Annotated in this window: 9 protein-coding genes and 1 pseudogene; 8 read left to right on the forward strand and 2 right to left on the reverse strand. The window is 60.7% G+C overall.

Features of this window, described 5'->3' with window-relative positions; genetic code table 11:
• From dagF to QWJ34_RS25665, 3 genes are read left to right on the forward strand one after another with little or no spacing between them, the layout of a single operon-like run.
• Window positions 1-780, forward strand: a complete 780-nt coding sequence (gene dagF, locus QWJ34_RS25655; RefSeq protein ID WP_302731937.1) for a 2-dehydro-3-deoxy-phosphogluconate aldolase — start codon at window positions 1-3, stop codon at window positions 778-780.
• Window positions 773-1,789, forward strand: a complete 1,017-nt coding sequence (locus tag QWJ34_RS25660) for a sugar kinase (RefSeq protein ID WP_302731938.1) — start codon at window positions 773-775, stop codon at window positions 1,787-1,789. Before dagF ends, QWJ34_RS25660 begins: the two co-directional genes overlap by 8 nt.
• 51 nt (window positions 1,790-1,840) lie before the next feature.
• Window positions 1,841-2,554, forward strand: a complete 714-nt coding sequence (locus tag QWJ34_RS25665) for a GntR family transcriptional regulator (RefSeq protein ID WP_302731939.1) — start codon at window positions 1,841-1,843, stop codon at window positions 2,552-2,554.
• 695 nt (window positions 2,555-3,249) lie between these two features.
• Here the strand turns inward: QWJ34_RS25665 and QWJ34_RS25670 are convergent.
• The gene (locus QWJ34_RS25670; protein ID WP_302731940.1) at window positions 3,250-4,539 is read right to left on the reverse strand and encodes a glycoside hydrolase family 125 protein; all 1,290 of its coding nucleotides are present in this window, start codon (window positions 4,537-4,539) and stop codon (window positions 3,250-3,252) included.
• Between the two features lie 185 nt (window positions 4,540-4,724).
• Window positions 4,725-7,607, reverse strand: coding sequence for an alpha-mannosidase (locus QWJ34_RS25675; protein ID WP_302731941.1), 2,883 nt, complete (start codon window positions 7,605-7,607; stop codon window positions 4,725-4,727).
• Window positions 7,608-7,963: 356 nt separating this feature from the next.
• Between QWJ34_RS25675 and QWJ34_RS25680 the strand changes: the two genes are divergently transcribed.
• The 5 genes and pseudogenes from QWJ34_RS25680 to QWJ34_RS25700 all read left to right on the forward strand — a co-directional run.
• Window positions 7,964-8,875 carry an ABC transporter permease gene (locus tag QWJ34_RS25680; protein WP_483314309.1) on the forward strand — a complete coding sequence of 304 codons (912 nt, stop codon included), beginning with the start codon at window positions 7,964-7,966 and terminating at the stop codon, window positions 8,873-8,875.
• Window positions 8,876-8,931: 56 nt separating this feature from the next.
• The gene (locus QWJ34_RS25685; protein ID WP_302731943.1) at window positions 8,932-9,843 is read left to right on the forward strand and encodes a carbohydrate ABC transporter permease; all 912 of its coding nucleotides are present in this window, start codon (window positions 8,932-8,934) and stop codon (window positions 9,841-9,843) included.
• Window positions 9,844-9,880: 37 nt separating this feature from the next.
• Entirely contained in the window at window positions 9,881-11,488 is a 1,608-nt protein-coding gene (locus QWJ34_RS25690) for an extracellular solute-binding protein (RefSeq protein ID WP_302731947.1), read from the forward strand.
• Between the two features lie 161 nt (window positions 11,489-11,649).
• Window positions 11,650-14,052, forward strand: coding sequence for a glycoside hydrolase family 3 N-terminal domain-containing protein (locus QWJ34_RS25695; protein WP_302731944.1), 2,403 nt, complete (start codon window positions 11,650-11,652; stop codon window positions 14,050-14,052).
• A 124-nt stretch (window positions 14,053-14,176) separates the two neighbouring features.
• Window positions 14,177-14,336, forward strand: a pseudogene (locus QWJ34_RS25700) (glycoside hydrolase family 130 protein); the annotation flags it as partial.

Consider the following 14,336-nt stretch of genomic DNA (forward strand, 5'->3'; position numbering starts at 1 on the left):
ATGACTACCCACGCCTCGACGGCAAACGGACCGATCGTGAAACGACTGTACAAAGGACGCGCCGCGCTGAACGTGCTGGCAGGAAGCGTGCACAACGCCAAAGAAGTATACGAAGCGGCGGAAGGCCATGTGCTGGTCGGCGTCCTGTCCAAAGCCTACGCAACGGTGCCGGAAGCGGTGGACGCCATGCGCGAATACGGACGCGGGATCGACGACGCCGTCTCGATCGGACTCGGCGCCGGCGACAACCGCCAGGCCCAGGTGGTCGCCGAGATCGCGCGCGCTTACGCGGGCAGCCATATCAACCAGGTGTTCCCTTCCGTCGGCGCGACCCGCGCCAATCTGGGCGACAAGCCAAGCTGGATCAACGCGCTGGTCTCCCCTTCCGGACGTCCGGGTTACGTGAACCTGTCCACCGGCCCGTTCAGCGCGGCGGCTTCGGAATCGGCGGTCGTGCCGGTCAAAGCCGCGATCGCGCTGGTGCGGGATATGGGCGGCAACGCGCTCAAGTACTTCCCGATGAAAGGATTGTCGCTGGAAGCGGAGTACCGCGCGGTGGCCGAAGCCTGCGGCGAAGAAGGCTTCGCGCTGGAACCGACGGGCGGCATCGACAAAGATAACTTTGAACCGATCCTGCAAATTGCGCTCGAAGCGGGCGTGCCGCAGGTCATTCCGCATGTTTACTCGTCGATCATCGACCAGGGGAGCGGCGATACGATCGTGTCCGACGTGCGCGAGCTGCTGAAAGTCCTCCAGCGCCAGGTCGACCGGCATGCCTAACACGGTCGCGGCTTTCGGCGAAGTGATGATGCGGCTGGAGACCCCGGGTCTTCGGCTGCTGTCGCAGACGGACAGCCTTCAGATCTCGTATTCCGGCAGCGGCGTCAACGTGCTGTCGGCGCTGTCGCGCTTCGGCCACCGGGCGCTTCCGGTCACGACGCTGCCGGGCAACCCGATCGGGGACGCGGCCGAAGCCAATCTGCGCAAGCTGGGGCTTACGACGGACTTCGTCCGCCGCGACGGCCTGTACCTGGGCATGTATATCCTGGAAGCGGGCTTCGGAGCGCGGCCGAGCCGCGTGACGTACACCAACCGCCAGCAGAGCAGCTTCAACACGGCCGCGGAAGGCGCGTATCCGTTTGCGGAAGCCGCCGCTTCGGCGGACGCCGTGCATTTCTGCGGCATCTCGATGGCGATGAACGATACGGTGCGGCGTAACGCGGCGGCGTTTGCCGAAGAAGTCCGGGCGCAGGGCAAAACGGTGATCTTCGACTGCAACTACCGTCCCGCCCTCTGGGGCGAAGACGGGTACGCCAAAGCGCGGCCGTGGTACGAGAAAATGCTGGCGCTGGCCGATATCGTCTTGATGAACGAAAACGACGCGATCCATATTCTCGGCCTCCCCGCTCCGGAAGGCAGCCGGCTGGAGCAGTTGGAAGCGCTGATCCCGATCGTGACCGAACGGTACGGCATCTCGGCGGCGGCCGGTACGCACCGCAGCATCGAGCCCGACGGCAAGCATTCGCTGCTCGGCTATCTGTACAAAGAGCGCGAATTTCATTTTGCCGATCCGCTGACCTTCACGGTCTACGACCGGATCGGCGCGGGCGACGCTTATGCCAGCGGCATCCTGCACGGCGAGCTGTCGGGCTGGACGCCGGAGCGGACCGTCGCTTTCGCGGCGGCGGCTTCGATGCTGGCCCACACGATTGCCGGCGATACGCCGTTTTCTTCGGAAGCGCAGATTCTGCGCGCGATTAACGAAGGGGTCGGCGACGTCGAAAGGTAGCAGCGAAAAAAAGCCGCGCACAGTAGTCAATCGGAAAGGCAGGAATCGTTCATGACGACAACCCGCAGCAAGCAGCCGCTGTATTTGAAAATTCACAGTATTCTTAAAGACCGCATTCTGCACGGCCAGTATCCGCTCGATTCGTATCTGCCTCCCGAGCCCAGGCTCGAGGAAGAATTCGCGGTCAGCAAAATTACGGTCCGAAACGCGGTCAAGCTGCTGGTCCAGGAAGGCTATCTCGAAACGAGCAGCGGCAAAGGAACGCGCGTGGTGCGCAACACGTCCACGTCCAAGCGCTCCACCTGGAAAAGATTCACGGAAATTCTTGTCGAAGAAGGCCACCGGATCGGCAAACGCACGCTGCAGGCCGAGATCGTGCAGACCGAGCCGAACGGAAAGCTGCGGGAGATGTTCGGCGAATCGTGCCTGCGCGTCGAACGGCTGTATTCGCTCGACGGCGCGCCGTATATCCACTATACGCATTATCTGCCCGCCCGGATGGGCGATCCGGAGCACGCCGGTCTTCAGGCGCATTCGCTGTACGGCTGGCTGGAGGAGCAGGGAATCGCGATCGCGAAGCTTCGCGACGAATTCTCGGTCGGCGCTCCGGGCGAAGCGATCGCGCGAACGCTTGAGGTCGAGCCAGGCGCGGCGCTGCTCAAACGGCGGCGCTTCGCCCACGACGAGCTGGGGCGTGCGGCGGAGTACAGCGAGGGGTATTATCGGGACGGGATGCATCCTTATGTAGTGAACTACGACGTCTGAAAGGTTCCACGGGGGCTCCGCGAGTCTGCTTCAAGCTGCGCCTCGTTGTTGGGGGCTCCGCGAGTCTTCTCCAACCTACGCTTCGTTGTTTGCCTCCCCTTTTGATTGGAATAGAAGCATAGGGTAAGGGGAGGCAAGCCAAAGGCGCTTCGGTTGGAGTAGACTCGCTCCGTGGTGGGCGGTATTTGGGGCGAGCAGACTTTAAGACCGCGCTTGGGGGAGCGGGGTTTAGGGCGAGCAGGCTTTAAGACCGCGCTCGGGGGAGCGGGGTTTAGGGCGAAGCTAGCTGAAAGAAGTTTGACTGGGGACGGCTCGTCTGTGAGACGTTGTCGGGGTTCAGGTGTGGGATCTCGGGAGCAGGTATTTGTGCGGATATGCAGCAAATATAGTGGTTCGGGGGCAAAATGGGAGCAATTGTGCGGATGCGCAGCAATTTTTTTCGATAATGGGCAGTTTGGGACGGGATGGGCGACGGCGGCTTGAAATTGATGCGGATATGCAGAAATGGCGGCGGTTAACGGCTTTTTCGGCTTAAATTGCTGCGGATATGCAGGATTGGAATAGGAATCGTTGGGGGACGGTTCTGCATTTCGATACATGAAAAAAGGACTTGGGTTTCCGTATTGTACGGGAGTCCAAGTCCTTTTGCTGCGCGTTCATTGAGAGTTGTGTTGCAGCAAGCGGCCGGCCAAAGTTTAAACCAGGCCTTTTTCCATCGCTTTGACGATCAGGGTGGCGAACAGGCTGTTCGACCAGGCGAACCATTCGCGGGAGAAGTCGGACGGGTCGTCGGGGTGGAAGCCTTCGTGCATATAACCGGTGCCGGCGTCGGTGCTCAGCAGCATCTCGATCAGTTCTTTGACTTCGTTGTCGTCGCTTGACGTCAGGCCCTGCATGGACAGCGCCATATGCCACACGTAGCCGCCCGGGGTATGCGGGCTGCCGATGCCTTTGGCGAATTTGCCTTCGAAGTAGAACGGATTGTCGAAGCTGAGCGCGAAGCGGCGGGTGTTTTGGTAAATCGGATCGTCCGCGTCCACGTACCCGATGTACGGGATCGACAGCAGGCCCGGCGTGCCGGCGTCGTCCATCAGCGAGTAGTTGCCGTAGCCGTCGGTCTCGAACGCATAGATTCTGCCGTGCTTCGGATGGTCGACGATGCCGTAGCGCTGGATGCCGAAGTTGATTTCTTTGATTAATTTCGCGGCGCGTCCGGCCAGTTCTTCGTCTTTATAAATTTCGGAGGCGATACTTTCGATATGGCCGAGGATCACGACCGCGAACATATTCGCCGGAATATTGTAGCCGAATTCGCAGGCGTCGTCGCTGGAGCGGAAGCCGGACCAGCTCATGCCGGTGTAGTTGGTCGGCATGCCGCGTCCGTCGTTGTACAGCGTTTCGGTATCCTGCTTCGTATCGCGGCGGAAAAAGTACGGCGATTTCTCGTCGTGGCGCTGCTCGGTGGCGATGACGCGCACGATCGTGTTCAGCGCCCGGTAGCAATCTGTGTCGAACATGGAAGTCCGCCCGGTCTCCTGCCAGTACTGCGCCAGCAGCTGCACCGGGAAGCACAGCGAATCCAGCTCGTATTTGCGCTCCCACATCCACGGGCCCAGCTCGCAGTCGTCGGAATCGCGGTAATGACGGCCGTTGGCTTCTTCGTTAAACGCATTCGTATACGGATCGATGTTGATATAGAACAGCTGCCGGGCGATCAGTCCCTCGATCACGCGCTGCAGGTCCGCATCGTTTTTGGCGAGCGGGATGTAATGCCGGACCTGCTCCACGGAATCCCGCAGCCACATGGCCGGAATATCGCCGGTGTACACAAAGGTCGTGCCGTCGTCCAGCAGTTTGGTCGTCGTCTCCAGCGTGTTCGGGAAACAGTTGCGGAATACCTGCTTCAGCTTGGGATGTTGCGCCAGCCGTTCGTCGGTCTGTTCCAGGTAACGCTCGACCGCTTCCGGCAGTTTCGTCAAAGCCATGAATAACCCTCCTGATCGGTAAAAAAGAATGAGTTCGGACGTTCGGTCCGGATATCGGTTTGCAAATTGGGCCGCGCCGCCGAACCGTTCCCCCGCCTGCTGCGAAGCGAAGGAAACCATCCGGCTTACCGGCGGCCATGATCCCTATTCAAAAATAAGGCGCCGAATAAAATGCCCCGCGCGATTCAGCTTCGAGGCGCCGGAGACAGCGCGAAGGTCACGATCTTCGCCGCGCCCACTTCGGCTTCGATCCGGCCGACGCCGGCCGCCGGCTGCGCCTGTTCGCCGCGGCGCTCCAGGATGTCGCTCGCGTAGACGTCGCCGGCCGCAAAATGCGGTTCGAAAGACAGCGCCGCCGCGCCGCCGGACAGATTGTACCAGCGCGCGATCACGTCGCCGTGCTCTTCGGACATCTTGAGCGCGGACAGCGCCAGATTGCCGCCGCTCCAGGACAGGAGGCGGTATTCGGCCGGCAGCGGGCCGGACTGCCGCTCCAGCAGACGGTCGAACCACGGCGTCTGATACTGGTACGCCAGGGCGAACGCCCCGGACCCGGCAACGTCGCCGGCATGCGGGTACACCGCGTACTCCAGCGTATGCTCGCCGATGCACTGGGCTTCCGGCGTCGGGAATACGCCCCAATCGCCCAGCTCCGACACACTGCGCAGCAGCGTGACCGCGATGGTGCCGCTGCCGCCCTGCAGCACTTCGTATTCGTTCAGGCCTTTGTTGGCGACGGTCAGGCCGTGCGCGCCGTCGGACAAACTGACGAACGCCTGCTGATGCTGGGCGTTGCTCGGATTGATCCATTCCGGCGCTGGCACGATATCGCGCTCCGCCGCTTCGAAGATCGAATCGGCCAGCACAGTCTGCGTGCGCAGGCCGGTAGGCAGCAGTACCCGCAGCCGGTGGTCGCGCGCCCGGTTGTCGAGCGTCAACGATACGGCAACGCCGCGGCCCGATCGCTCCAGCGAAACGCGGGTAACGAGCGTTTGCGGCGCCGTTTCCGCCGAGCGGCCGGCTTTGCGCTTGAGGAACGGCACCAGTCTGCGCTTCTCGTCCTCGAACAATTCTTCGGCCGAGACCGGAATGTCCCATTCGTGCACGATCTCGTACGTCACGCGGTACGCTTCGTCTTCCACCAGCGCGATTCGCGCCGGAAGCCCGCGCGTGGTCAGCGCGACATCGCCTTCCGGCTGACGGAATACATACTCGTTGCCGATATCGCCGCAGTCCTCGTAGATCCCGAGGCCTTCGAATACCCGGCCCGTGATTTTGTCGGTCAGCGTGTAGGAGCCGTCCTCCGCAAACGCCACGGACAGGAAGTCGTTCTCCATGCCCTGCGGCGTGGAGACGAGCTCGCCGACCGCCGTATCGGCCGCGGCGCTTTCCCCGGCTTGAGCCGCCGGCACAGCGTTCGCGACGCGGCCGCTTTCTTGATCCGCGCTTCGCTCCGAACCGCTCTTGCGCGCGCCGTCTTCTCCCGCCGCGCTTCCTGCATAGATCCGGCCGCCGCCTTCTTCCGGCACCCACGCATACAGCTTATACCCCAGCGCCGGCACATTCGCCGCTTCGAACGTCAGGCGGAACTTGCGCGCCATATAAGGCACGCGGAACCCGTCGTCCGGCAGGTCGTAGCCGAACTGCGAGCCCAGATCTTCGATCCGGGCCGGAACGGCGCGGCCTTCCGCGTCAACCACGCGGCCCGGGCCGAGCGGCAGAGCGTCGAGCTTCTCCGCGATTCCCTGCGGAGAAGGCCCCTGCTTGAAGTCGATACGGACCGCTTCGACTTCGACGGTCACGACGCCGCTGCGCTCCCAGCCGGTCGTGTTGAACAGCGCGACCGGACGGGCGGCTTCCGGCCAGGCTTGCACCGAATCGGTGCCGATCCGCGAGCCGATCGCCTGCAGGCTTTCGCCGACCAGCGCTTCGGCCATATGGCGGCTCTTGTCGAACCGGCCGACCATCTCACGGTGGATCTCGTCGACGCCGCAGCCGCAGATGCTGTCGTGCGGATGGTTCTGCATCAGCGTTTTCCACGCGTAGGACAGCGGTTCGTGCGGATAAGCTTTGCCGGCGGCCAGATTCGCCATAACGGCCAGCGGCTCGGCGCCTTTCTCCAGCAGCGTCTGGCCGACCTGGTTCATCTGCTTCAGATACACGCGGGCCGACGCCGTGTTGACCAGCGTCCCCCAGCCGTCGGTGCGCGTGCTGCGCAGCTCGCCGCGCACCGTCACCCAGCTGTCGTGCTTATGCCGCGCGAGCGCTTCCAAATATTGATCGAAGGTGGAATGGACGAAGTCCACGTCCGGGAACAGCTTCTCCGCCGTTTCCAGCGCGTCGCCGAGATCGGTCTGGATCGGCTGGTGATCGCACCCGTTCATAAACAGCAGCTCCGGCGTGGACGCGTATTTCTCCGCGCCCGCAAGCTTGCGGTCCCAGAATTCTTTGGCTTCCGCGGCGTCCGTCGGAATCTCGTTGCCGTTGCTGTACCAGTTGGCGAACAGCACCCCGACCACCTGCGAGCCGTCCGGCGACTCCCAGTGCATTTCGGAATAAGGCGATTCGTATTCGCCCGGCGCGTCGACGACCACGTTGTCGAAGCCGGTCGGCTTGACGCCGCGTCCGAACACGGCCGCTTCGATGCCGGCCTGCTTGAGCAGCTGCGGCGCCTGCCCCATATTGCCGAACGAATCGGGGAAATAGCCGAGCTTCGAGATCGGACCCCAGCGGGCGGCTTCGCGGTGGCCGATCAGCAGGTTGCGCACATTGGCTTCCGAGCTGGTCAGGAACTCGTCCTGCAGCACGTACCACGGACCGATTATAATTTTTTCCTCTCGGATCAGCCGCTGAAGCCGTTCGCGCTGTTCCGGATAAATTTGCAGATAGTCGTCGATAATGATCGTCTGGCCGTCGAGATGAAAATAACGGTAGCGTTCGTCTTTTTCCAGCATATCCATCAGTTCGTTCATCAAAGTCGTCAGCCGCAGATGGTGCGACTCGTACGGCAGATACCATTCCCGGTCCCAGTGGGTGTGGGAAATAATATGGGCGGTTTTGCGGGTCATGGGCAGTAGCCTCCTTCAATCTCGCTTCTCGCACTTTCAGTAGCCCATGATGGCATAATCGCTTCGTAAGCGCAATATGTGGATTTTTCAGCCGTTTCCGACGCTCATATTTGACACAGTTCCTTCTCCCCGGCAATCTTTTTGCAGCGGCATTTTTCACCCGGAACCCGCGCGGTTGCGGCGTTTCTGCGCTTTTCGAATATGACAATGCGCAATTGACATATTTACGGTGTCACAATGGGTTCGATACACTTTGCCTTGTAAGCGTTACCTTTCCAAACCACAAACGTTTCCAATTCAAGAAGGGAGGAAAATAAATGAAGGCGTCCAAAACGTCCGCGCCCGAGCTTCCGAATATGAAGAAGCCTTCAAGGCGCGCGCAAATTCTCGGCAACTGGGAATTGTACCTGTTCATGCTGCCCGCCGTCCTGTACTTCCTTATTTTTCACTACGCACCGATGTACGGGATCCAGATCGCCTTCAAAAATTTCGTTCCGTCCAAAGGCATCCTCGGCAGTCCCTGGGTGGGCTTCGACCACTTTGAGCGGTTCTTCAATTCCTATTATTTCTGGGATCTGATCTGGAACACGTTCAGCATCAGCTTCTATGAACTGGCGATCGGGTTCCCGCTGCCGATCATCCTGGCGCTGGCGTTCAACGAGGTGCGCAACGGCAAGTTTAAGAAAACGGTTCAGACCGTCACTTACGCGCCGCACTTTATCTCGATCGTCGTTATGGCCGGCATGATCATCACGTTCCTGTCGCCGAGCAGCGGCATCATCATTATGTTCATCAACGCGCTGGGCCTGGACGCTCCGCAGTTCCTGACCGATCCGGCCTGGTTCAAAACGATGTACGTCCTCTCGGGCGTCTGGCAGAGCACCGGCTGGGGCACGATCATTTATCTGGCCGCGCTGTCCGGCGTCGATCCGCAGCTGCACGAAGCGGCCATCGTCGACGGGGCGAGCCGGTTCAAGCGCATGCTGCATATCAACCTGCCGACCATTTTGCCGACGATTACGATCATGCTGATTCTGAACATGGGCAACATTCTGGGCGTGGGTTACGAAAAAATCCTGCTGCTGCAAAACTCGCTCAACCTGGAATCGTCCGACGTCATCGCGACTTACGTATACCGCGCCGGTCTGGTCGACGCGCAGTACAGCTTCTCGACCGCGGTCGGATTGTTCAACTCGGTCATCAACGTCATCCTGCTGATTACGGTCAACTGGATCGCCAGACGCACCAGCGAAAACAGTCTGTGGTAAGACGGGTACCTTGTCAACGCTAAAGGGACTACCCTATTTAGAAAGGAGGCCGCGTCATGGTCAAATCGATGCAAGAATCGAAAGGCGATAAAATTTTCCTGATCTGTACCTACATTTATCTCTGCGTCGCCCTGGTCGTCGTCTTGTACCCGCTGGTTTATATCCTGAGCGCTTCGATCAGCAGTCCGCAGGCGGTCAACTCCGGGCAGATGTGGCTGTTCCCCAAAAATATTACCTGGGCCGGCTACGAGCTGGTCTTCAATAATCCGAAGATCTGGAACGGCTACCTCAATACGATTATTTATACGGTAGTCGGCACGCTGCTCAACCTGTTCGTCACCCTGCCCGCGGCCTACGCGCTCAGCCGGTCCGACTTTGTCGGCCGCGGATGGTTTATGGGCTTCATCCTGCTGACGATGTTCTTCAGCGGCGGCCTCGTTCCGACGTATCTGGTCGTCAAAAATCTCGGCCTCATCAACACGATGGGCGCGCTGATCCTGCCGGTCGCCGCTTCCGTATGGAATATCGTGGTCGCCCGCACCTTTTTCCAATCGACGATTCCCAAAGAACTGCAGGAAGCCGCGCAGATCGACGGCTGTACGAACCTCAGACTCTTCTGGAAGATCGTCCTGCCGCTCTCGGCTCCGATTATCGCGGTTATGGCCCTGTTCTACGGAGTCGCGCACTGGAACAGCTACTTCCCTTCGCTGATCTACCTGAACAGCGAATCGAAATATCCTCTGCAGATGGTCCTGAGACAAATTCTCGTCCTGCAGGAAATGTCGGCGGAAACGACGGGCGCGGCGGTCAGCGCGGACATGGCGGCGCTGATGGCTTCCAAAGCCGAGACCGCTTCGCTGATCAAGTACGGCGTCATCGTCGTCTCCACCCTGCCGATTATCGCCGTATACCCGTTCCTGCAGCGCTATTTCGTACAGGGGGTGATGATCGGTTCGGTCAAAGGGTAAGCTTGAATCCATTCATACTGAAAGAGGGGGATTTATGATGAACATCAGAAGCAAAGCCTGGAAACTGCTGATGGTTGGAGGGCTGGGAGCATCGCTGCTGGCCGGCTGCGGATCGTCGGAAGAAGCGGCGAGCAAAGACGAAAGCGTCACGGTCAGCAAAGACGGTTTCCCGATTGTCGAAAAGCCGATCAAATTGACCATGATGGCGCCGGACACCGGCGTGCAGAACTGGGAAGACATGGTCGTCCTGCAGGAAACGGCAAAACTGACGAATATCTCGTTCGAATATAAAAACGCGCCGAAGGAAAGCTTCGAAACCAAAAAGAATCTGGTATTTGCCAGCGAAGACTATCCGGACGTGTTCTACGCCGCGGGCCTGACTCCTTCGGAGCAGCTCAAATACGGCGAACAGGGCGTGCTGATTCCGCTCGAAGACCTGATCGAAGAATATGCGCCGAACTTCAAAGCCCTGCTGGAAGAATATCCGGACGTGCGTAAATCGATCACCGCGCCGGACGGCCATATCTACTCGCTGCCGGTTATCGAGTTCAACCAGCACTGGTACCGCAACCCGCTGTGGTACAACGGCAGCTACCTGGAAGCGCTGGGCGTGGACAAACTGCCGGAAACGACCGAAGATCTCTACGATCTGCTGAAGCGCTTCAAGGACGAAGATCCGAACGGCAACGGCAAAGCGGACGAAATCCCGGTGTCTTCCGTAACGACGCCGGCCGCCAACATCCGCGATATCCGTACCTGGATGCTGGGCGCGTTCGGCATGTACGAAGAAGAACTGTTCGTGGACGACAACGACGTCGTGCACTACACGCCGGTTGAAGAAGGCTACAAACAGTACCTGGCCTACATGAACCGCCTGTGGGCGGAAGACCTGCTCGACCACGAAAGCTTCTCGCAAACGGCCGAACAGAAGCAGGCCAAAGGCGAAGGCAACCAGCTCGGCCTGTTCTCGGCATGGCATGCGTACCAGCTGCTGGGCACCGAAGCTTCCGACAAAGATCCGATGTTCCTGCCGGTTCACGCCGAAGGCGTAGAAAAAGCGGCCATCGCCAAGAACGGCGGCGTCAAGACCGGCGCGTTCGCCATCACCAAAACGAACAAGTATCCGGAAGCGTCCATGCGCTGGGCCGACTACCTGTATTCCTACGAAGGCTCCGTGCTGTTCAACAAAGGACCGGAAGGCACGCTGTGGGAGTACACCAACGAAGCGGACCACACGAAGAAAGCGATCCCGGCTCCGGACGGCAAGGATTCGGAAGAAATCCGTTCCACGCTCACGCCGAACTACGGCATTCCGGCACCAACGATCCTGACGGACGAAGTCAACAAAGGCCTGACGACCGACTTCGACAAATGGGTGGAAAACGAAACGCAGACCAAGCTGCTCGACAACGGAGCTCGCGTACCGTTCCCTTCCCTGTTCCTGACGATCGAAGAACAATCGGAGATCAACAGCCTGAATTCCGACCTCAGCACCTACGTGAAGCAGATGGAAGCGAAGTTCATCACCGGCGCCGAATCGATCGACAGCGGCTGGGACGGCTACGTCGCCACGCTCAAGAAGATGGGCTCGGACCGCATCGCGGAGATCAACCAGGGCGCTTACGACCGCTGGAAATCGAACTAAGCCCAAACGATTTGCGGACGCGCAGGAGATAAACGGCAAAAGCGGATAACGCAAGATACGGGATCGAAAGCGGGATGCGGAAGGCCGGACGGCCCAAGCCCCCGTCTTCCCGGTCCCGCTATCCGCTTTTCTTATTTTGATACAGAAAGGCGCTGGCTCGAATGAAGCAGAAACAAAGTTCCCGGAAAGCGGCCGCCGAAAGCCGCATCCGCGAGCTGCTGGAGAAGATGACGCTTGAGGAAAAAGTCGGGCAGCTCGCCCAGCCGTTCGGCTGGACCTGCTATACCCGCCGCGAAGACGGGACCGTCGAGCTGACGGAATCGTTCAAGCGCCGCGCCGCCGAAGGCGGCGTGGGCTCGCTGTACGGCACTTTGCGCGCCGATCCGTGGACCGGCGTAACGCTTGAAACCGGCTTGTCGCCGGAGGAAGGCGCGAAGCTGGTGAACGAGATGCAGGCTTACGCGCTGGAGCACGGACGCCACGGTATCCCGATCCTGTTCGGCGAGGAATGCTCGCACGGCCATATGGCCATCGGGGCCACGGTGTTTCCCGTCCCTCTCTCCGTCGGCAGCACCTGGAACCCGGACCTGTACCGGGAAATGTGCCGGGCGACGGCGCTGGAGACGCGCAGCCAGGGCGGCGCGGCGACCTATTCGCCGGTGCTGGACGTGGTGCGCGATCCGCGCTGGGGACGGACGGAAGAATGCTACGGCGAAGACCCGTACCTGACCTCGGTGCTGGGCACGGCCGCGATCGAAGGGCTGCAGGGCGACGATCTGGGATCGGACGATTCCATCCTCGCCACGCTGAAGCACTTTGCCGCGTACGGGAGCTCGGAAGGCGGACGCAACTCCGCTCCGGTGCATATGGGCCCGCGCGAGCTGCACGAGATCGATCTGCTGCCGTTCCGCCATGCGGTGGAAGCCGGCGCCCGTTCGGTCATGACCGCCTATAACGAGATCGACGGCGTTCCCTGCACGACGAACCGCTATCTGCTTCAGGATATTCTGCGCGACGAATGGGGCTTCGACGGCTTTGTCATTACCGACTGCGGCGCGCTCGGCCTGCTGACCGCCGGGCAGAACACGGCGGAAGACGGCGAAGATGCTTCGGCGCAGGCCGTACTGGCCGGCGTGGACATGGAAATGTCGGGCGAGATGTTCGACCGGCATCTGCTGGCCGCCGTTCGCGGCGGCCGCCTGAGCGAAGCCGATGTGGACCGGGCGGTGCGCCGGGTCCTGGAACTGAAGTTCGAACTGAATTTGTTCGAACGGCCGTTTACCGACCCGAGCCGGGCGCGGGACGTGATCGGCAGCGAGGAGCACCGGCGGCTTGCGCGCCGGCTCGCGGCCGAAGGCATCGTGCTGCTCAAGAACGATGCCGGCATTCTGCCGCTGGACCGGGCGGCGTTCGGCGGCGGAAGCGCCGACGGGCAAAGCGGGAGCGGCGGCAACGGCAGTGCCCGCCGCGAAAGCGGCAGGACCGGCGGCGGCAGAATCGCCGTGATCGGTCCCAATGCCGACGCGCATTACAATCAGCTCGGCGATTATACGTCGCCGCAGCCGGAAGGCGCGATCGCGACCGTGCTGGACGGCGTGCGCGCCGCGCTTGGCGAAAGCGGCGAGCGGGTGCTGTATGCGCCCGGCTGCCGCATCCGCGGCGAATCGCGGGAAGGCTTCCCGGCCGCGCTGGAATGCGCGAAACAGGCGGACACCATCGTCCTGGTGCTGGGCGGTTCCAGCGCGCGGGACTTCGGCGAAGGCACGATCGACCTCAAGACCGGCGCTTCGGTCGTCACGGAGAATTCGTGGAACGATATGGAATGCGGCGAAGGCATCGACCGCTCGACGCTGAATCTGGCCGGCGTGCAGCTGGAACTGGCCCGGGAGATCTTCAAGCTGGGCAAGCCGGTGATCGTGGTCTATATCAACGGCCGGCCGATCGCCGAACCGTGGATCGTCGAGAACGCCCATGCGATTCTCGAAGCCTGGTATCCGGGCCAGGAAGGCGGCCATGCGATCGCCGATATCCTGTTCGGCGGCGTCAACCCGTCCGGCCGGCTTACGCTCGGCATCCCGAAGCATGTCGGCCAGCTTCCGGTTTATCACTACAAGCGCAGAACGCGCGGCAAGCGGTATCTGGAAGACGACTTCGAAGCCCAGTATCCGTTCGGCTTCGGCCTGAGCTATACCGAATTCAAGTATGACCATATCCGGCTCGATACGGCCGAGATCCAGGCAGACGGCACGGCGTCCGTGTCCGTCGACATTACCAACACCGGCGGCATGGCCGGCGAAGAAGTCGTGCAGCTGTACGTATCGGACCTGGCCGCTTCGGTCGTCCGGCCGGAGAAGATGCTTAAAGGCTTCCGCAAGATCAAGCTTGCGCCGGGCGAAACGCAGACCGCGACCTTCGCGATCGGCCGCGAGCAGCTGGAATTCGTCGGTCCCGACCTGCTCTGGCGCGTCGAGCCCGGCCGGTTCAATCTGAGGGTCGGACCGAATTCGGTCGAAGGTCTCAGCGCGGAATTGACCGTGCTGCAATCCGATCCCGTCGAAGTGTAAGACAGACATACGAAAAAGAGTCTTCTGGCCGCGCTGCAAACGGCCGGAAGACTCCAATCTTAACGTACATCGAATCATCTTATTCATGTTCCGATTATTTTGCTGGCAGGAGGCGTCTTATTCCGTGAAAATTACCCGACATCCCGATAACCCGATCGTCGTGCCCGGTCTGTACGACTGGCGCAAAGCGACAGTGTTCAACCCGGCCGTGATTATCGATAACGGCAAGTTCTATATGATCGAACGCACCGCGGGTTCCCTGACCCCGTGCAAGAATTACCTCG

The sequence above is a fragment of the Saccharibacillus sp. CPCC 101409 genome (genome assembly GCF_030518235.1).
GTDB lineage: Bacteria > Bacillota > Bacilli > Paenibacillales > Paenibacillaceae > Saccharibacillus.

Excerpts from the sequence above, each read along its gene's own strand:
- dagF (WP_302731937.1), top strand. The coding sequence starts at position 1 with ATGACTACCCACGCCTCGACGGCAAACGGACCGATCGTGAAACGACTG.
- QWJ34_RS25660 (WP_302731938.1), top strand. The coding sequence starts at position 773 with ATGCCTAACACGGTCGCGGCTTTCGGCGAAGTGATGATGCGGCTGGAG.
- QWJ34_RS25665 (WP_302731939.1), top strand. The coding sequence starts at position 1,841 with ATGACGACAACCCGCAGCAAGCAGCCGCTGTATTTGAAAATTCACAGT.
- QWJ34_RS25670 (WP_302731940.1), bottom strand. The coding sequence starts at position 4,539 with ATGGCTTTGACGAAACTGCCGGAAGCGGTCGAGCGTTACCTGGAACAG.
- QWJ34_RS25675 (WP_302731941.1), bottom strand. The coding sequence starts at position 7,607 with ATGACCCGCAAAACCGCCCATATTATTTCCCACACCCACTGGGACCGG.
- QWJ34_RS25680 (WP_483314309.1), top strand. The coding sequence starts at position 7,964 with ATGAAGAAGCCTTCAAGGCGCGCGCAAATTCTCGGCAACTGGGAATTG.
- QWJ34_RS25685 (WP_302731943.1), top strand. The coding sequence starts at position 8,932 with ATGGTCAAATCGATGCAAGAATCGAAAGGCGATAAAATTTTCCTGATC.
- QWJ34_RS25690 (WP_302731947.1), top strand. The coding sequence starts at position 9,881 with ATGAACATCAGAAGCAAAGCCTGGAAACTGCTGATGGTTGGAGGGCTG.
- QWJ34_RS25695 (WP_302731944.1), top strand. The coding sequence starts at position 11,650 with ATGAAGCAGAAACAAAGTTCCCGGAAAGCGGCCGCCGAAAGCCGCATC.